This is a genomic window from Pseudoalteromonas sp. SaAl2, from assembly GCF_052947895.1.
On sequence record NZ_CM129605.1, the window covers coordinates 71,909 to 91,112 of the forward strand.

The 19,204-nt window shown below is 40.5% G+C and carries 13 protein-coding genes and 2 pseudogenes; 12 read left to right on the plus strand and 3 right to left on the minus strand.

From position 1 onward, the window contains the following. The first annotated feature begins 2 nt into the window (after positions 1–2). Positions 3–3,127 (plus strand): annotated as a pseudogene (locus tag ACU8V8_RS00370) (efflux RND transporter permease subunit). 152 nt (positions 3,128–3,279) lie between these two features. Beyond that, positions 3,280–3,735 (plus strand): hypothetical protein, encoded by a 456-nt coding sequence (locus tag ACU8V8_RS00375; protein WP_087533361.1) that lies wholly within the window; start codon positions 3,280–3,282, stop codon positions 3,733–3,735. Between the two features lie 2 nt (positions 3,736–3,737). On the opposite strand, the gene ACU8V8_RS00380 is transcribed toward ACU8V8_RS00375, so the two are convergent. The 3 genes from ACU8V8_RS00380 to ACU8V8_RS00390 form a co-directional block, all read right to left on the minus strand. Then, positions 3,738–5,264 (minus strand): Ppx/GppA phosphatase family protein, encoded by a 1,527-nt coding sequence (locus tag ACU8V8_RS00380; RefSeq protein WP_446888441.1) that lies wholly within the window; start codon positions 5,262–5,264, stop codon positions 3,738–3,740. Next, complete coding sequence (ppk1, locus tag ACU8V8_RS00385; protein WP_446888442.1) at positions 5,257–7,344, minus strand: polyphosphate kinase 1; 2,088 nt, start codon at positions 7,342–7,344, stop codon at positions 5,257–5,259. The genes ACU8V8_RS00380 and ppk1 overlap by 8 nt, the downstream gene beginning before the upstream one ends. Before the next feature lie 115 nt (positions 7,345–7,459). Further along, the gene (locus ACU8V8_RS00390) at positions 7,460–7,966 is read right to left on the minus strand and encodes a glycine cleavage system protein R (protein ID WP_446888443.1); all 507 of its coding nucleotides are present in this window, start codon (positions 7,964–7,966) and stop codon (positions 7,460–7,462) included. A 382-nt stretch (positions 7,967–8,348) separates the two neighbouring features. Here ACU8V8_RS00390 and ACU8V8_RS00395 point away from each other — a divergent pair, with 382 nt between their 5' ends. The 10 genes and pseudogenes from ACU8V8_RS00395 to ACU8V8_RS00440 all read left to right on the plus strand — a co-directional run bounded on the left by ACU8V8_RS00395 (position 8,349) and on the right by ACU8V8_RS00440 (position 19,197). Beyond that, the gene (locus tag ACU8V8_RS00395) at positions 8,349–10,583 is read left to right on the plus strand and encodes an ABC transporter permease subunit (protein WP_446888444.1); all 2,235 of its coding nucleotides are present in this window, start codon (positions 8,349–8,351) and stop codon (positions 10,581–10,583) included. 15 nt (positions 10,584–10,598) lie between these two features. Next, positions 10,599–12,248, plus strand: coding sequence for a phosphate ABC transporter permease PstA (gene pstA, locus ACU8V8_RS00400; protein WP_446888445.1), 1,650 nt, complete (start codon positions 10,599–10,601; stop codon positions 12,246–12,248). Between the two features lie 19 nt (positions 12,249–12,267). Beyond that, entirely contained in the window at positions 12,268–13,095 is an 828-nt protein-coding gene (gene pstB / locus ACU8V8_RS00405; RefSeq protein ID WP_290210317.1) for a phosphate ABC transporter ATP-binding protein PstB, read from the plus strand. Positions 13,096–13,149: 54 nt separating this feature from the next. Further along, on the plus strand, positions 13,150–13,851 hold the full coding sequence (gene phoU, locus ACU8V8_RS00410; protein WP_087533354.1) for a phosphate signaling complex protein PhoU: 702 nt from the start codon (positions 13,150–13,152) through the stop codon (positions 13,849–13,851). 171 nt (positions 13,852–14,022) lie between these two features. After that, positions 14,023–14,702: pseudogene (locus ACU8V8_RS00415) on the plus strand (TIGR00153 family protein). Positions 14,703–14,741: 39 nt separating this feature from the next. Further along, the gene (locus tag ACU8V8_RS00420; protein ID WP_446888446.1) at positions 14,742–16,010 is read left to right on the plus strand and encodes an inorganic phosphate transporter; all 1,269 of its coding nucleotides are present in this window, start codon (positions 14,742–14,744) and stop codon (positions 16,008–16,010) included. Positions 16,011–16,103: 93 nt separating this feature from the next. Beyond that, a complete protein-coding gene (locus tag ACU8V8_RS00425) occupies positions 16,104–17,021 on the plus strand; it encodes a hydrogen peroxide-inducible genes activator (RefSeq protein ID WP_446888447.1) in 918 nt (305 codons plus the stop codon). Positions 17,022–17,147: 126 nt separating this feature from the next. Next, positions 17,148–17,690 (plus strand): RNA polymerase sigma factor, encoded by a 543-nt coding sequence (locus ACU8V8_RS00430; protein ID WP_446888448.1) that lies wholly within the window; start codon positions 17,148–17,150, stop codon positions 17,688–17,690. Next, positions 17,683–18,273: a hypothetical protein gene (locus tag ACU8V8_RS00435; protein WP_446888449.1), complete on the plus strand. Its 591-nt coding sequence runs from the start codon at positions 17,683–17,685 to the stop codon at positions 18,271–18,273. The genes ACU8V8_RS00430 and ACU8V8_RS00435 overlap by 8 nt, the downstream gene beginning before the upstream one ends. 12 nt (positions 18,274–18,285) lie before the next feature. Then, positions 18,286–19,197 carry a hypothetical protein gene (locus tag ACU8V8_RS00440; protein WP_446888450.1) on the plus strand — a complete coding sequence of 304 codons (912 nt, stop codon included), beginning with the start codon at positions 18,286–18,288 and terminating at the stop codon, positions 19,195–19,197. The last annotated feature ends 7 nt before the right edge of the window (positions 19,198–19,204 follow it).

The window sequence follows — 19,204 nt, forward strand, 5'->3', positions numbered from 1 at the left end:
TTATGATAGCAGCAGTTATACGATGGTCTGTGACTAATCGGTTTTTTGTCTTATTAATAACCGCAATAGTAATTGGTGGTGGTGTATTTGCGGTAAAAAATACCCCCGTCGATGCCTTGCCGGATTTATCCGATGTGCAGGTGATTATAAAAACCTCATATCCTGGCCAAGCGCCGCAAGTAGTGCAAGATCAAGTTACTTTCCCGCTCACCACTGCGATGCTCTCAGTGCCAGGTGCGCAAACAGTACGCGGTTTTTCATTTTTTGGTGACTCCTACGTGTATGTCATCTTTGATGAAAACACCGATCTTTATTGGGCACGAAGCCGAGTTCAAGAATATTTAAGCCAAGTAGCTAGCCGCTTGCCCGATAGCGCAACCGCAGAGCTTGGCCCCGATGCTACCGGTGTTGGTTGGATTTATTTATACGCGCTGGTGGATAAAACCAATCAGCACGACATAAGCCAGTTACGCAGCTTGCAAGATTGGTTTTTAAAGTTTGAATTGCAAACCGTACCTGGCGTGTCAGAGGTTGCGTCTGTGGGCGGCATGGTTAAGCAATATCAAGTTAATGTAGAGCCAGATAAACTGCGCGCATACGGTATTCCGCTGAGTTTAATTCAAACCGCCATCAAACAAGGTAACCAAGAAATGGGCGCCTCGGTGGTGGAAATGGCCGAAGCCGAATACATGGTAACCAGCACCGGTTATATAAAAAGCGTTGCTGATTTAGAGGCCATTCCACTGGGCGTTAACGCCAACGGCACGCCACTACAATTGCGCGATGTTGCTGATATTCGTCTTGGTCCACAAATGCGCCGCGGCATTGCCGAACTCAATGGTGAAGGTGAAGTCGCAGGTGGCGTAGTGGTAATGCGTTTTGGCGAAAACGCGCAAAAAACCATTGAACGGGTGAAAGCAAAGCTCGAATCATTAAAAAAAGGCCTACCAGATGGTGTTGAAATAGTGGCGGTATATGACCGCTCTAATTTAATTAAAAATGCCGTAGATAACCTCACCAGTAAATTACTCGAAGAGCTAGTCGTAGTGGCCCTTATCTGCGTGGTGTTTTTGTTTCATGTGCGCTCATCCTTGGTGGCAATCATTACTTTACCACTGGGAATTTTAACGGCGTTTATCATCATGTATTGGCAAGGTATTAACGCTAATATTATGTCGCTTGGCGGCATTGCCATTGCCATTGGCGCGATGACCGATGGCGCAATTGTGATGATCGAAAACATGCATAAACACATGGAAGAAACACCACTAACCGATGAAAACCGTTGGCAAGTGGTCACCGATGCCGCCAGTGAAGTTGGCCCTGCGCTGTTTTTTAGCTTGCTGATTATTACCGTGAGCTTTATGCCAGTGTTTATTTTAGAAGCGCAAGAGGGTCGCATGTTTGCTCCGCTGGCGTACACTAAAACCTATGCAATGGCGGCATCAGCAGGTTTAGCAATTACCTTAGTGCCAGTGTTAATGGGCTACTTTATTCGCGGCAAAGTCATTTCAGAGCAGAAAAACCCTGTTAACCGTTTACTAGTCAACGCATATAAACCTTTACTTAATCAGGTTTTCTGCGCTTCCCTAAAATGACTTTAGTGCTGGCTGTGGTGGTTACGGTTGTTGGTTTTTATCCGGTGAATAAAATTGGCAGTGAATTTATCCCGCCGTTGGATGAAGGCGATTTAATGTATATGCCGACCACTTACCCAGGTTTGTCGATAGGTAAAGCGCGAGAGATTTTACAACAAACCGATAAGCTCATCGCCACAGTGCCAGAGGTGTTAACCGTGTTTGGTAAAGTAGGGCGAGCAGAAACCGCCACCGATCCTGCACCACTGACCATGATCGAGACCTTTATTCAGCTCAAGCCAAAAGATCAATGGCGTGCAGGCATGACCTTAGACAAGTTGAAAAAAGAACTCGATGGCTTAGTGAAGTTTCCAGGCCTGACTAATGCATGGGTAATGCCAATAAAAACTCGGATTGATATGCTAGCAACCGGGATTAAAACCCCCGTCGGTATTAAAGTCGCGGGGCCAAATTTGAGTGAGATTCAAAAGATTGGTCAACAAATTGAAATGTTACTTAAAGATGTGCCCGGCACGGCTTCCGTTTACTCTGAGCGGGTAGCGGGTGGGCGTTATATCAAGGTGAATATCAACCGTGAAAAAGCCGCCCGTTATAGCTTAAATATTGCCGATGTGCAGCAAGTGGTTGCCACTGCAATTGGCGGTATGAATGTAACCGAAACGGTTGAAGGGCAAGAGCGTTACCCGGTTAACCTACGTTATCCGCAGGATTATCGCGATTCACCAGAAGAGCTGATGTTATTGCCAATCGTAACCCCAACAGGGCAGCGTATTGCGCTAGCCGATGTGGCGGATGTATTTATTGAAGATGGCCCACCGGGGATCAAAAGTGAAAACGCTCGTTTAAACGGTTGGAGCTTTATTGATATTGATGGCATTGATATTGGCAGTTATGTAGACAATGCGCGCCAAGTGCTTGACGAAAAGCTAGTGCTTCCAGCTGGCTATTCAATAACCTGGGCTGGGCAATATGAATACATGGAGCGTGCTAAAGATAAGCTTGCCTATGTATTACCACTGACCTTAGCGATTATAATTGTGTTGTTGTACCTCAACTTTCGAAGCTTTGTAGAAGTGGCGATTATTATGGCAACCCTACCATTGGCAATGATAGGTGGTATCTGGCTCATGTACTTAGAAGGCTTTAACTTCTCAGTCGCCGTGGGTGTCGGCTTTATTGCCCTTGCTGGGGTTGCGGTGGAAATCGGCGTTATTATGCTAGTGTATTTAAACCAAGCCTACCAAGAAAAGTGTTCGCAAGCACTGCAAGCAGGTACAACGCTTAGCTATGTCGAGCTAAAGCAAGCCATAGTCGAAGGCGCAGGCCTGCGAGTACGCCCAGTGATGATGACAGTCGCCACTATTATTATCGGCTTACTACCCGTGCTATACGGCACAGGCACCGGCAGTGAAGTAATGAGCCGCATCGCCGCGCCGATGGTCGGCGGTATGTTCAGCGCGATTGTATTAACCTTGCTCGTACTACCCGCGGTGTATTTGCTATGGCGCAAGCGGGGTATAAGTTCATAGTCTATAACTTTTACCTAAGGCGTGTAACTTATACTGCTTTATAGTTTATAAGTTACACGATAACGTTATTTAACTTTGATTTCTAAGGCTTTTTGTTTTGGCATAGATCACGCATTGTATCGATAAATAACGTTAGTAAATAAGGAATGCACATGCAAGTTAAAACAATACAGCAAGTTTACGATTGGACCGTTTTATTTCACACTCAAATGGCCGCGAATTTTTATAGCGTTAAAGACATTTTAGATGAGCATAATAAAATGCTGGTTGAGTACTATCTTAAGTACGAAAAAAAGTTAGCGGAAGATCTTGTTGGTTTTAAAGCGATCACAGAAATTAATACACTGGATACTTACTGCTATGAATACTTTGCTGAAAATCCCGAGTTACTGACTTTTAATGATTTAAATAAAGATAAGCAGGTAGATGAGCAGGTTATTCAAGCTTATTTATCAGGCCAGCACCAAAAGGTGATCGACCTATATGAATATTTACTAGCGCGTGCAGAAACAGAGCACGGTAAAGAAAAACTACAGCAATTATTAGAGCTTGAGCAACAAGGTGTAAAACAAATGATGCAAAGCTCTAACCGTCATATGGATATGTAAGTTTATAAGAGTTTGGATAGTGTGACGCTATCCAAACTTCCTACTACAAAGTCGATTAAAAAGCCAACCTTTTTCAGATAGCGTTGCTCTTGCTGTAAATCAGCTAAAAGCAAAGTTTGCTCTTCTAACCAGTCAACTGGAAATTGGAGTAACATGCTGTTGCCTTTTACCGTTACTGCCAATTCTTGGTTTTGACCACTCAAGCGTTTTTGATTCAATAAAACGGCCAACCTAAGCAATACTATAAGCTGCAATATTTTAAAATGTGGCACAGACAGCAAATTAGGGAACTCTTCTAGGCGGATTTTTTTGCGATAAAAGCGGATCATACAACTTAATAAGGTTTGCTGTTGCTGAGTAAAGCCAGGAAGTTGACTATTTTGCACAACATAAGCACTATGCTTGTGTAAGCCAGATGAGTTAATACTTAAACCAATTTCATGTAATTGTGCTGCCCAACCTAGCAACTGGCGGTTATCCAAAGAGTCTAATTGCCACTGAGTTTGCACTTGCTCAAATAGCCAATCAGCAGTAACGGCTACTCGCCCAGCATGTACTTTATCTATGGCATTTCTTTCACTTAAGTTAGCTATAGTATTAGTGCGTATATCTTTGAGTGCCAGCTTTTGTTGCATCTCATGAAGTAGGCCTTCGCGTAGCGAAAAGTCACTATAGTCCATCTCTTTAATGGCAAATAATTCAAAAATAGCAACTAATATAGCCAAACCACCGCAAATACTTATTTGGCGTTCAGGGCTTAAACCTGTCATAAGTAAATTATCAATGGTTTTAGCGGCTATAAACTGTGTTTTTAGCTCTAGTAAACGCTCTAAAGTGATATTTTTTTGTTCTGGATCATTAGCACTTATCATCGCTAGGATTGACTTGATTGTGCCTGAAGTACCAACAACCGCTTTCCAACCTGCACTAATGTAGTTAGCGTAGATAAGTTCAAGCTCTTGCTCTGCTTTTATTTGTGCTTTTTTAAAGCGCTTTTCACTGATTATGCCATCGGCAAAAAATTGTTTGGTATAGCTTACACATCCCATATTACGACTAGCTAACAATTTATGCTTAAAGTTTTTACCGATTATAAGTTCAGTACTTCCACCACCTATATCAATAACTAAACGGTTTTCATCATGATGGATATAGTGGGCAACGCCTTGATAAATTAAACGGGCCTCTTCTTGACCTGATATAACATCTATATGATATGGAAACACTTTGCTCGCTTGAGTTAAGAACGAGTTAATGTTTTTTGCCCGTCTGAGGGTATAAGTTGCTGCAATTTTAACATTACTTTCTGGGAAGTCTTGTAACGTTGTCGCAAACTGTTTTAATACTGCTAACGCTCTGTCGGTAGCGGCTTGGCTTAATTGAAATTTATCGTCTAAACCGTCAGCTAAGTACACTCGTTGCTTTTCTTTATGGAGAATTTGCAAAGAGCCATCCACTTCTCTTGCTACCACCAAGTGAAAACTATTTGAGCCTAAATCAACGGCAGCAATTGAAGGATAATCATTCATTGTTGTAATTATATTCCCATTTTTTAAGGTGATCATAAATCGCTATTTGCGAGCGAATTTTTTTACGGTTACCACGTTTAACGTAGTTGTTCTTTTGTTCGCTATCAATAATGCGCGCTTTAGTGCGATCTTTAAATTGTAGCTCAATTATATCAATGATCAGCTGTTTTAATTTTTCGTCATATATGGGCACGCCCACCTCGACGCGATGATCTAAATTACGAGTCATCCAGTCCGCAGAAGAAATATAGACCTTCTCTTCGCCATTGTTGCCAAAGATCATCACCCGGGGATGCTCTAAAAAGCGATCGACAATACTTATCACGCGAATATTATCGCTAAAGTTGCTGATACCTGGCACTAAAGAGCACATACCGCGTACTATGATGCGAATTTTAACACCTTTTCTTGCCGCGAGGTACAAGCAATCGACTAGCTCTTTATCAACCAAGTTATTTATCTTAACGGTGATTTTACCGCTATGAGCATTTTCTACGTGCGTTATTTCTTGGTTAATTAAATTTTTAAGTACTTCGCGGGCATTCACTGGCGAAATCATTAGGTGTTCAAATACAAAGGGCTTATAGCTGCTTTCTATAAATTTGAATACATTGTCACTTTCATCACAAATGCCGGTGTGTTTAGTAAACAAACTAAAGTCAGTATAAATTTTTGCGGTTTTCTCGTGGAAGTTACCCGTGCCAACATGTACATACTTTGCAATTTGGCCTTTTTCTCTGCGGTGTATAATACATAACTTACTATGTACTTTTAATGCCGGTATACCAAAAATGACCTTAATGCCTGCTGCACTCAGTACCTTTGCCCACTCAATATTGTTTTGCTCATCAAAGCGTGCTTTTAGCTCCACCATGACGGTCACTTTCTTACCATTTTTAACTGCATTAATTAATGATGAAATTAATCGTGATTTACTGGCAACACGATAAATGTTTACTTTAATTTGCGTGACTTTTGGATCAAATGCCGCTTGGCGCACGTACTCCAATAAATGATTAAAAGTGTGGTACGGATAATAAAGGAGTATGTCTTGCTTGCTAATAGCATCAAACACGCTGGCGTGATTGTTAAAAGCGCTACTTTGTAATGCTGGCAATTTTTTGTTTTCTAAATATTGCCTGCCAATGTTTGGAAAGCCAATAAAATCTCTAAAGTTACGGTAACGCCCACCAGGAATAAGGGCGTCATGATGAGTCACACCTAAACGCTTCTTCATTACTTTGAGCATAGATTCGGGCATAGCTTCGTCATAGACCAAGCGTACTGGTTCTGCATATATACGCTGCTTTAGGCCTTTTGACATTTTATCTAGAATGCCTTCTTCGAGTTCGTCATCAAGGTTGTATTCGGCATCTCGAGTTAGTTTAATCGAGTGACCTTGTATTTCGTTAAAGCTAAAAAAGCTACTGAACACGTCGTTGATAAAAAATAAAATAATGTCATCAAGCAATACTATTGTTTTGTGTCTGCGGGTTTTCTCTGGCGGTAAGATCACAAAACGCGGAGCTCTATCGGTGGGAACTTCTAACATGGCGTAATGGTTTTTATCACCCAGCATTTCAACGAATATGTAAGTCATAGTGTCGTTGATATGATCAGAATAATCTTTATTTTCATCCAGCATTATAGGAGCAATATGCTGTAAGACGTTGTCGAAAAAGAATGTTCTTAACCAATTGATATGAAATTCACTGAGTTCTTCTGGGCGGCCGACATGAATGTTATGTTCGTTTAAATCAATTAAAATTTGCTGATGTATTTGATTAAACTTTTTACCCAGTTGTAGCACTTTTTGCTGGATTTGAGTCAGTAGAATTTCATCTTCATCAAAATTTGTATCGGGCAGTTTATTGAGCAGAATACGGCGCTTTACATCGGCAACTCTTACTCTAAAAAATTCGTCTAAGTTATTAGAAAATATCCCTAAAAAGCGCATTCGTTCGATAATTGGATTGTTTTTATCTTTTGCTTCTTGTAATACGCGGTCGTTAAATGAAAGCCAACTAAGTTCAGGGGCAAAATAATTTATTGTTTGCGGCAAGTCAGTGCAAGCATTCATGTTCTATTCCTTTATTTAAAGCTAACTAAAAGATAGAACAAGAAGATGACATTAACATGACAAACATGTCATTTTTATTACACGTTTGTCATGGGGATATTTGGGTTTTTAGATCTTAAGCGTCTTCAATATCAACAATGAGATCAGCCGTGATAGCTTCAAGCGCAGCGACAACTTCATCTTTATTCATTCCATTGGGTAACTCAACGGTCGCAACAGCACTAAATATTGGCACACCCCAATTAGGTGCGCTTTGCTGCTTTGAATTCAAATGGGTAATATTTGCCCCTTTATGTCTAATTACACCTGCAAGCTCTTGCACTATGCCTGGGCGATCGTTACCGGTAATAACAAAGTTAAGCTTTTCTGTTGAATTATCGTTTAGTGCCTCTAGGCCTGTTTCGATACGCACTTCGAGTTTATCGAGAGCATGCAGCGACTCTTGCAGCTCTTGTAAATGTTGCTCAGGTACTGCCACTTCAATAATGCCGGCAAAGTGCCCTGCAAGGTGGCTTAAGTTACTAGTTAACCAATTACCATGATGACTTAAAACGGTGGATGAAATATCTTCCACAAGGCCTGGTCTATCTTGTCCTAAAATAGTTATAACTAATTGCTTCATAAATAGATTCCTAAAAATGCCGATTAGAAAAGGAGAAATGCATCAGCGTAAAATATTGTAAAATTATTATGTTTAAAAATTCAGATTGAGTATTGACTCTATCCGCTATTTTGTCCAATTTTTTGACTTTAAGTTTAATAAGTATACAACATATTAGTCCCTTTTTATGTGCTGTTTACGCTAACTAGCTGATAGTGGTTAACAAAACTTTTAGTTGAAATTTTCTCACCTTGGCCAGATTTACTTTAACAGCATGAAAAATAATACCTTTTACATAGACCATTCAGATATGAAAACTTAACCTCGGAATTGTGACGGTTGTAACAATACTGTCATCTTGGTGAAATATAATGTGCCTACGTTAAGTTTTAAAGGTGTTTCGATGACTTCCAATCCGAATAAACCGTCTTTTAATACGGATAGAAGCCGTCTATTTAAAGACAGGTTTGCCCAGTTCAGCATTACTGCTGGTGGTATAATGGTATTAATAGCTTTGCTGTTGATATTCTTTTATCTGCTTTACGTTGTTCAACCTATTTTCGAATCAGCTAAAGTTGAAACCCGCGATAGCTTTGCATTAAATAATACAGAGCAGGTCGTCGGTTTAGGGGTGGAAGAGCAAACTGAAGTCGCTTTTTTACTTTCTAAGCAAGGTAGTGTTGATTTCTACAGCGTAGAAGAAGCCACTTTCGGCGATAAACTTGAATCACTCGATGTTTCGCTAGAAGCGGATGTAGCGAGCTTTGCTAACAGCGCACCATTTCAAGGCTTATATGCATACGGTTTAGAAAACGGTACTGTTAGTATTGTTGCACCAAAGTTCCTTGTTACTTTTCCAAATAATACTCGTAAGTTAACACCTCGACTAGATTATCCGCTGGGTGAAATGCCATTAATTGTTGATGATCAAGGCGCAGCGCTTACGCAATTTGCTTTTAGCCACTATGAAGAAAAAACCGCAGTGGTTGCCCAAACGGCTGATAAACGAGTTATGTTTAGTAGCTTTGTTGCACAAGAAAATATGTTTACAGGCGAGGTTGAATGGCAAGTAGAGCGCACTGAACTCGATATTGAAGGACGTGTTGATCAACTACTGATGTCGCCAGATACAACCCGTACTTTTGTTCGTACGGCAAATCAAATTTATATTTATGATACTCGTTATCCAAGTGAAGTTGAGTTAATTCAAGTACTGGCGGCAAACGAAGAAAACGCCAACTTAGTATCAGCTACATTACTTGCGGGTGCAAACTCATTGATGCTGGCTAATGATAATGGTGAAGTTTCACAATGGTTTGAAGTTAATACAGATGATGGCCGTGAGTATCAAAAAATTCGCTCATTCGAAACATCTAAACAAAGTAAGTTAGATATCTTTACTGAATTTTATCGCCGTACGTTTTTCACCACTAGCGCTAATGGCGAGCTAGGTGTTTATTACAGCACTAGTGAAGCTAAATTATGGCAAGGCAAAGTAAGTGATGGTCCAATAGAAAACTTTGCGATTGCACCACGCTCAAATGCCGCTTTGATCCTAGCTGACAATAAACTAACCGTTGTCGATATTGATAACGAGCACCCTGAAGTGACATGGTCAGCGTTATGGCAAGAGGTATGGTACGAAGGTTACCCTGAGCCTGGTTATATTTGGCAGTCAACATCAGCCAGTGACGACTTTGAATCAAAATTTTCATTAGTGCCGATTTCATTCGGTACAATCAAAGCAGCTATGTATGCCATGTTGTTCGCCGTGCCGATTGCATTGTCAGCAGCAATTTATACCGCTTATTTTATGTCTGGTTCATTACGTAAGGTGGTTAAGCCAACTGTTGAAATCATGGAAGCACTACCAACAGTTATACTTGGTTTCTTAGCGGGTTTATGGCTTGCACCATTAATTGAAGAGCACCTACCTGCTATCGTCGGTTTGTTGGTTATGCTGCCATTGGGTATTTTAGGTACCGCTTATGGCTGGACTAAACTACCCTCGAGCATCCGTCATCGTATTCCCGAAGGCTCACATTCAATTTTATTAATCCCAGTGGTATTACTTATTGGTTGGCTAGCTTTTGCCATGAGTGGTGCAATTGAATTGTGGGTGTTTGATGGCAATGTACGTCAGTACTTAACCAATGAGCTTGGTATGACCTTTGACCAACGTAACTCATTGGTTGTGGGTATTGCTATGGGCTTTGCGGTTATCCCGACTATTTTCTCAATAGCAGAAGATGCGGTATTTAGCGTGCCAAAACATCTTTCGAATGGTTCGTTAGCTTTAGGTGCAACGCAATGGCAAACCTTAGTGAGTGTTGTGCTACTAACGGCAAGTCCTGGTATTTTCTCTGCCGTGATGATGGGCTTAGGTCGTGCGGTAGGTGAAACCATGATTGTACTTATGGCAACGGGTAATACGCCAATTATGGATTGGAGCATTTTCCAAGGTATGCGTACATTAGCCGCAAACATTGCAGTAGAAATGCCTGAGTCTGAAGTGGGTAGTTCTCACTATCGCATCTTGTTCTTAGCAGCATTTGTATTATTCATATTCACCTTTATTTTCAACACAGTGGCTGAGTTTGTTCGTCAGCAGCTGCGTGATAAATACAGCTCAATGTAAGTGGAGAGACACGACATGGTAAAGCAGTGGTTTAAGTCAGGTTCTCCTTGGATATGGATGACAGGTGGTGCAGTAAGTATCAGCTTAATCTCTGTATTAGGGTTATTAGCAATGATTGCTTGGAAAGGTTTAAGCTTTTTCTGGCCATCAGAAGTTGCGCAGTTTGAGTTAGATGGCTCAGTAGCAAAGCAAACTGTTATTGGTGAAATTTATGACCGTGAAATGGTGCCAAAATCTCGCTTAGAGGCGATGGGTATTGATTTGTCAGGCTTTGACAAAGAGCATTTAGAGCGTTTATTGATTAAAACCGGTAACCGTGAATACGTTGATTTAGATTTTCGTTGGATTTTAGAAACTGACATAAAATCAAAATCTATGCCTGCGGACTTAGCAGTATTCGAACGCAGTAAAAACGGTAACTTCTACGGTTATGTTGAACAGGTGATAAAAGACGGGCAAGTCATCACTGAAAATAAAACAGAGCTATTAGAAGAGCTTGTAGAACGCGCTGTTGAGTTAAACGAAGAAGCGCTTGATTTACAAAATGGTGATATTGGTCATATAAACTACGAGTTAGAACGTATTCGTTTAAGAGAAAAATCATATTTACTTGATGATGCATTAACAGACGAACGCGTGGCAGAGTTAGCACAAGAACGGGCTGAACTTCGTGCTGAATATCTCGTATTAGAGAAACAGTTGTTCGCATTACGTAATCAAGCAAAGCGTGACCAAGTCATGGTTAAAGATATGCGTGGTGAAGTGGTAACGATCCCGCTGTACCAAGTACTCGATTTTTGGCAACCAAATGATATGGGCTTCTTTGCAAAGCTAGGTCATTATTTTGTGCAACTGGGTAAGTTTGTTGCTGATGATCCTCGTGAAGCAAATACTGAAGGTGGGGTATTTCCCGCAATCTTTGGTACTGTTTTCATGGTAATGCTGATGGCGGTGATTGTGACTCCATTTGGTGTTATTGCCGCGATTTACCTTCATGAATACGCGTCTAAAAATGCCGTCACAAAAATGATCCGAATCGCCGTAATCAACTTAGCCGGTGTTCCTTCTATCGTGTATGGTGTATTTGGTTTAGGTTTCTTTGTATACATGCTCGGTGGTAGCTTAGACCAATTGTTCTACCCTGAAGCGGCACCAAGCCCTGTATTTGGTACCCCTGGTGTAATGTGGTCTGCATTAACTTTGGCTATTTTAACGCTGCCAGTGGTTATCGTTTCTACTGAAGAAGGTTTATCACGTATTCCAAGTACCGTTCGTCATGGTTCGTTAGCTCTTGGGGCAACTAAAGCTGAGACGTTGTGGCGTATCATAGTGCCAATGGCAAGCCCAGCCATTATGACAGGTTTAATATTAGCCGTTGCTCGCGCAGCGGGTGAAGTAGCACCATTAATGTTGGTCGGTGTAGTTAAAATGGCACCTACATTACCACTTGATGGAAACTTCCCATATTTTCACTTAGATAGAAAGTTTATGCACTTAGGTTTTCATATATATGACGTAGGCTTCCAAAGCCCTAACGTTGAAGCGGCTCGTCCGTTAGTATACGCCACAGCATTCTTGTTAGTATCAGTGATTATTACATTGAATATCACAGCAATCGGCATACGTAATCATTTACGTGAAAAATTCAGATCGCTTGAGCATTAATTAGTAAAGGTAAAAAGACATGATTACAGTCGCTCCACAAGTTAACCAGTCAGGCAGTAGCTTGAAATTGGACTTAGAAAATTTAGCCTCTGAGCAAACGGCACTCGAGATCAAAGACTTAGATCTTTACTATGGTGATAAGCAAGCACTAAGCTCAGTGAATATGAAAATCCCTAAAGGCCAAGTAACTGCCTTTATCGGGCCATCAGGTTGTGGTAAATCAACACTATTACGTTGTATTAACCGCATGAATGACTTAGTTGATATTTGCCGTATTGATGGTGAAATACTGCTACACGGACAAAATATATACGATAAAAGCGTTGACGTTGCAGCCCTTCGTCGTAATGTGGGTATGGTGTTTCAGCGCCCGAACCCATTTCCTAAATCAATTTACGAAAATGTGGTTTATGGCCTACGCTTACAAGGGATCAAAGAAAAACGTAAGCTAGATGAAGTGGTAGAGCAGTCCCTTCGTGGCGCTGCATTATGGGATGAAGTTAAAGACAGGCTTCATGACAGTGCATTTGGTTTATCAGGTGGTCAGCAACAACGTTTAGTGATTGCTCGTTCAATCGCAATTGAACCTGAAGTTTTGTTACTGGATGAACCAACGTCTGCACTTGATCCTATCTCTACGTTAGTTATTGAAGAGTTGATAAACGATTTAAAAAATAAGTTTACCGTTGTGATTGTTACTCATAACATGCAACAAGCAGCACGTGTATCTGATCAAACAGCATTTATGTACATGGGTGAGTTAATTGAGTACGCAGATACCAATACTCTATTTACTACACCGAGCAAAAAGAAAACTGAAGACTATATTACAGGTCGTTACGGTTAAGGTAATTGCTACCGATTTTGCAGTGTTATTACGAATTTGATAAGAAGGTAAACAATGGAACACAATATTAATAAGCATATCTCAGGTCGCTTTAACCAAGAGCTTGAGAACGTTCGTAACCATGTATTAAGTATGGGTGGGTTAGTTGAGCAGCAGCTCAATAGTGCACTTGATGCTGTTAGCAATGGTGATGCAGAGCTTGCACGCAAAGTACGTGAAAATGATTATAAAGTAAACGCAATGGAAGTGAATATCGACGATGAGTGCACACGCATTATTGCTCGTCGTCAGCCTGCTGCGAGCGATTTACGTCTAGTCGTTGCGATAGCTAAAACCATTGCCGATCTTGAGCGTATTGGTGATGAAGCTGAACGTATTGCTAAAGTTGCGTTAGATTCGTTTACTAAAGATCAGCAAGACTTATTAGTAAACATTGAAAACATGGGTCGTCAGGTATCCAAAATGCTGCATGATGTGTTAGATGCATTTGCGCGTATGGATGTACAAAAAGCATTTGAAGTTCACAAAGAAGATGCCAAGGTTGACCGTGAATATGAAGCGATCACACGTCAAATTATGACCTACATGATGGAAGACCCACGTTCAATCCCAAAAATTATGGATTTAGTATGGTCAGTTCGTTCACTTGAGCGAATTGGCGATCGTTGCCAGAATATTGCTGAATACATCATCTATTTTGTTAACGGTAAAGATATTCGTCATACATCTCAAGAAGATATAGAAAAGTCATTATAAAAATGACTCTGATAATTTATTATTAAAAGCGGCTTTAGGTCGCTTTTTCTATGAGTGCTGTTATTAATATTGTATTCAGGGCGCAGTGAAGTAATAAAAAGCGTTCACAATCGTTGTGAATGCTGTAAAATTCACGCCGCAAAGCATACTAATTTGATTTAAGGGTCAGTTATGCCTACAAACGCATTTTTTAGGGGTATTCGCAAAATCTCCTATCAAGCCAATGGAAGATCACATCAAAAAGGTACATCAAGCAAGTAAAGCTTTGATCCCTTTTTTTCAACCACGTATTTAAAGAAGAATGGGCTCAAGCAGAAGAGATTCGCTTGAACATTCGTAATTTAGAGCGTGAAGCCGACGATATGAAACGAAATATACGTTTACAACTACCGCGTGGCTTATTCATGCCGGTAGAGCGTACAGATCTGCTCGAACTTGTCACCCAGCAAGATAAAATTGCTAATAAAGCAAAAGACATTGCTGGTCGTGTAATTGGTCGTGAGATGACCATTCCTAAAGAGATTCAAACTGATTTCTTAGCCTATCTAACTCGTTGTGTTGATGCGACTAAACAAGCATCCAATGCGATTAATGAGTTAGATGAGTTATTAGAGACTGGTTTTAAAGGTCGCGAAGTAACCTTAGTAGAGAAAATGCTAGTTGAATTGGATGCAATAGAACAAGACACGGATGATATGCAAATCAAAATTCGTCGCCAATTACGCGTCGTTGAAGATGATCTAAACCCAGTTGATGTAATGTTTTTATATAAAATCATTGAATGGGTTGGCGAGCTTGCTGATATTGCAGAGCGCGTAGGTTCACGTCTTGAGCTGATGTTAGCTCGTTAATTTACACTCAGTTCAATAACGAAAGATTAAGGTTACACAATGGATATCATTGCATCTTATGGCACGGTATTAATTTTAATTGCCGCAGCAGTCGGTTTTTTTATGGCTTATGGTATTGGCGCGAATGACGTTGCTAATGCTATGGGTACCTCAGTAGGTTCAAAAGCGTTAACTATCAAGCAAGCTATTTTTATTGCTATGATTTTTGAGTTTGCTGGGGCCTATCTCGCAGGCGGCGAGGTAACATCGACGATTCGTAAAGGTATTATCGATTCAACTCCATTCTTGGATATTCCAGAATTGATGGTACTGGGTATGATCTCTGCTCTTTTTGCAGCAGGTAGTTGGCTACTTATTGCATCATTTTTAGGCTGGCCTGTTTCAACAACTCACTCAATTATTGGTGCAATTATTGGCTTTGCTCTTGTTGCAGTAGGCAGTGAAGCCATTCAATGGGGTAAAGTTGCAGGTATCGTAGGTAGTTGGATTGTTACCCCTGCTATCTCGGGCTTTATTGCTTACCTGATATTTATGAGTGCGCAAAAACTTATTTTTGATACCGAAGCTCCACTTAAAAACGCTAAACGCTTTGTGCCTGTATATATGGGTCTAGCCGGTTTTATTATGTCTTTAGTGACTATTAAAAAAGGCCTAAAGCATATTGGTATTAATATGGGAGCTATTGAAGGTTATGCGTTTGCTATCGGTATTGCTGTAATTGTTGGCATTATTGGTAAAATTGCTATCTCTCGCTTAAAGATAGACCCGCAAGCGGATAAAAAAATGCAGTTCAACAATGTTGAAAAAGTATTTGCTATCTTAATGGTATTAACAGCGTGTTGTATGGCATTTGCCCATGGTTCAAATGATGTTGCCAATGCAATTGGACCACTAGCTGCGGTTGTTAATATCGTTGAAAATAACGGTGAGATTGCTAAAAAAGCAGCTCTTGCTTGGTGGATATTACCACTAGGCGGCATCGGTATTGTGGCAGGCCTTGCTATTTTAGGTAAAAAAGTGATCAAGACTATTGGTGAAGGCATTACACATTTAACGCCTAGCCGTGGTTTTGCTGCGGAACTTGCAGCAGCTTCTACTGTTGTTATTGCATCAGGCACTGGTTTACCTATCTCTACTACGCAAACTTTAGTGGGTGCGGTATTGGGTGTAGGTATGGCCCGTGGTATTGCTGCACTTAATATGGGTGTTGTAAGAAACATTGTGGTTTCTTGGGTAATAACATTGCCAGTTGGTGCAGGTCTTGCTATTGTTATTTTCTACATATTAAGAATTGCGTTCGGAGTCTAATTCCCGCAGCTTTTAAGTAGCACAGACTTTTAGCTTGAAAAGATCTCAATGCCCTAGGTATTGGGGTCTTTTTATTTGTAGGTAACAAAAGTAATGACTAATTTACCCAGTATTAAACAGCTGCAATATTTATTGGCTGTGCATCAGCATCAACACTTTGGCCGTGCCGCCAGTGCTTGTTTTATCGGTCAGTCAACGTTAAGTAGCGCAATTCAAACTCTAGAAGAAACACTCGGTTGTCAGTTAATTGAGCGTGAAAATCGCAGCCTAATGTTTACTGCTATTGGCGAAGAAGTTGTAGAGCGTGCTCGTAAAATCATTGATGATACTCTAAGTGTTAAAGAGCTAACGAAGAGTCATTTAAATCCATTAAGTGGTAAGTTAACGTTAGGGGTAATACCTACCATAGCAAGCTTTATAGCTGCGCCTTTATACCATTTTTGCCAACAAAATTTCATCGAATTAGAGTTGATTTTGGTCGAAGATACCAGTGATAAATTACTGGATAAGCTCGAGCATGGGCACATTGATATGGCGTTGTTGGCATTACCCTACGATACCGATAAGTTTCATACCCAAGTATTGGCTCAAGATCATTTTAGTTTGGTTCATCACTCAGATTACAAACCTGCTGCAGGTATTGAAGACTTTAATTTATTACCTGATGCGAGTGTATTTTTATTAGAGCGTGAACATTGTATGACAGGGCACGCATTAAGCGCTTGTCATTTAAATCGCTCAAGCTGTATTAACCCGTTTGAAGCCGCAAGCTTACATACATTGTTAAGTATGGTTGAGCATCAACTTGGGGTGACTTTTTTACCGCAAATGGCCATTAACGCAGGCATTCTTAACAACAAAAATATGCTGGCTACGCCATCTAAAGGGGATGCCTACCGCGATATCGGCATTTTATGGCGTAAAACCACAGGCCGAATTAGAGACTTTAGGTTATTTAGCCAAGCACTGAAAGAATTTTTACATAAACAGTGCCAAGTGAATAAGGCTTGATAGCCAACAGAAAATGGTTTTACCGTAAAAAGCTCAATTTATTTGAGCTTTTTTATGATCTTTTCAAACTATCTTTTATCCGCCCTCGACTAACCTTATAAGTAAATTAAATAAACATTGAGAATTGTGTTTTTTCAATCACTAGAAACATTAATCGCAAAGGCGCAACAAGGCAATAAACGTGCTTGGCTAAAGTTGGTAAAACAGCATGAAAGCCAAGTTTATAACCATTGCTTGCGGATGCTCAGTAACCCTGACGATGCCATGGACTTAATGCAGGAAGTGTTTATTTCTGTGTATAAAAGCCTGCCTAAATTTCGCGGTGAATCAAGTTTTAACACCTGGGTATTCCAAATAGTGCATCGTCGTAGTGTTGAGCATTATCGCCGTCGCAAGCAGTTACAAAGCCTTGATGAAGTGCCTGAGCAGGTGTGTGAGCATAGCGAGCTAGAGAATAATCAGTTAGTGCAAGTTGAGCATCAACAATTAAAAGCAATGCTAAATAACTTGCCTTGGGAGCAGCGTTTGGTGGTCGAGTTAAAGTTTTTCCAGCATTGCACCTTTGAAGAGATAGCTGAGCAACTCGATATTTCCATAAATACCGCCAAGTCTCGTTTATATAGTGCATTAGGTAAATTAAAAGTTCATTTGGAGGCCGTCGATGGCTAATTTAGAGTCGCTTTTTGAGCAATGGTTAGAAGGCAATGTTTTGAGTGCTGCGCAATTACAGCAGCTTGAAAATGATCCTGAATATAGCGTGCTGATGAGTCAAGCACAAGTCTGGCAGCAGCATAGTAATGCATATAAAACAGTGCCAGTGCCACATTGGGATCGCCAGTCGACCATGCCACAGTTCGCTTCTGTAAGCGTATTTAGTATGGCTGGGGTATGGGCTGTTGCGGCATCAGTTATGATTTGTTCGTTAATCTTTTTAGTGATGCCAAAGCAGCAGGCGCCAGAATTGCTGAATCAGGTCGCTAAACAAACACAGCTATTAGAATCTCAGCAAAAGCAAATAGATCAGTTACAGAATATTATAACTGCACAAAATGAGTTACAACAGCAACATATGTATCAACTAGCAAAAGAGGCAATAGCAACCGGACGAGTTGAGCGCCAGGAAGATCTTAATAATTTACTGACTTATTTCAAAACGCAGCGTGCTCAAGATCAAGCCTATCTTCGCATGCAGTTAAACGATTTAGCCGAACAAGTTCAAGAGCAGCCAATGGCTGCTATCGCAAAAAATTAGGAGTAAATGAGTATGAATAAAAAACTGATTAACGGCGTTATTATCGCCATGCTAGGTTGTATGAGTAGCAAGCTATTTGCACAAAGTTCGAATGATTTAGCTGCCATACAGCGAGAGGTTGGCATCATGGAAAATATTCTTAGCGCAGCATTAAAGCAAGATACCGATAAAGCTGTACGTGCTATAAAAGCTCATTACCTTGTTAAGCAAGGTGTTGTTTTTGAATTAGATATTAGAAGTGCGAACCGTTGGCAAAGTTTTTTTAGTAACGTACCTAATGCGTCATTACCTCCTCTGCCTGACATTGATTTCTCTGAAGTGAATATTGAGTTTATTAGCGACCATGCCCAAGCAATAAGCGAACATGCTGTTGAGTCATCACGTAAAGCTTATCAACAAGCTATGGAAGTGATGAGAGAAGGGGCTGAACAAGTAAGAGAAGTTGCAGAGCAAGAGCGTGATATAAGTCGTGAACTACGCGATTTAGAGCGTGAAAAGCGTGATCTTGAGTTTGCTAGCCGCCATGATAATAGCGCAGAGGCAAAAGAGTTAGCGCAACGCAAAAAGAGCCTTGAAAAAGAAATTGCCGCACTTGAAAAACAACAAGTAAAGCTCACTAAACAGCAACAGAAATTGCGTCAAGATATAACTGAAAAACAAGTTGAGCGTGTCAAACAGCAAGCCGCAGAGCAACAAAAATTGTTCACCCAGGTTAATAACAGCATCAGTTTAACTTTGTGTGACTATGGTAGTGGGCTGCGTAGTTTACCTAATGATGAACATGTAAGTTTTGTGCTCAATGGTTTGGCTGATAACAGAAAAAGTATGATCAAAGTATTTAATAAGACGGATATAAAAAAATGCGTAATGGGTGATATTAAACCCAATGACTTAGCCCTTAAAGCTATCAGCTATCAGTTTTAACCAACTA

Bases quoted from the DNA above. Each gene is read 5' to 3' on its own strand.
- ACU8V8_RS00435 (WP_446888449.1), top strand. From the start codon at position 17,683: ATGGCTAATTTAGAGTCGCTTTTTGAGCAATGGTTAGAAGGCAATGTT.
- phoU (WP_087533354.1), top strand. From the start codon at position 13,150: ATGGAACACAATATTAATAAGCATATCTCAGGTCGCTTTAACCAAGAG.
- ACU8V8_RS00425 (WP_446888447.1), top strand. From the start codon at position 16,104: ATGACTAATTTACCCAGTATTAAACAGCTGCAATATTTATTGGCTGTG.
- pstA (WP_446888445.1), top strand. From the start codon at position 10,599: ATGGTAAAGCAGTGGTTTAAGTCAGGTTCTCCTTGGATATGGATGACA.
- ACU8V8_RS00395 (WP_446888444.1), top strand. From the start codon at position 8,349: ATGACTTCCAATCCGAATAAACCGTCTTTTAATACGGATAGAAGCCGT.
- pstB (WP_290210317.1), top strand. From the start codon at position 12,268: ATGATTACAGTCGCTCCACAAGTTAACCAGTCAGGCAGTAGCTTGAAA.
- ACU8V8_RS00440 (WP_446888450.1), top strand. From the start codon at position 18,286: ATGAATAAAAAACTGATTAACGGCGTTATTATCGCCATGCTAGGTTGT.
- ACU8V8_RS00380 (WP_446888441.1), bottom strand. From the start codon at position 5,264: ATGAATGATTATCCTTCAATTGCTGCCGTTGATTTAGGCTCAAATAGT.
- ACU8V8_RS00390 (WP_446888443.1), bottom strand. From the start codon at position 7,966: ATGAAGCAATTAGTTATAACTATTTTAGGACAAGATAGACCAGGCCTT.
- ACU8V8_RS00420 (WP_446888446.1), top strand. From the start codon at position 14,742: ATGGATATCATTGCATCTTATGGCACGGTATTAATTTTAATTGCCGCA.
- ppk1 (WP_446888442.1), bottom strand. From the start codon at position 7,344: ATGAATGCTTGCACTGACTTGCCGCAAACAATAAATTATTTTGCCCCT.
- ACU8V8_RS00375 (WP_087533361.1), top strand. From the start codon at position 3,280: ATGCAAGTTAAAACAATACAGCAAGTTTACGATTGGACCGTTTTATTT.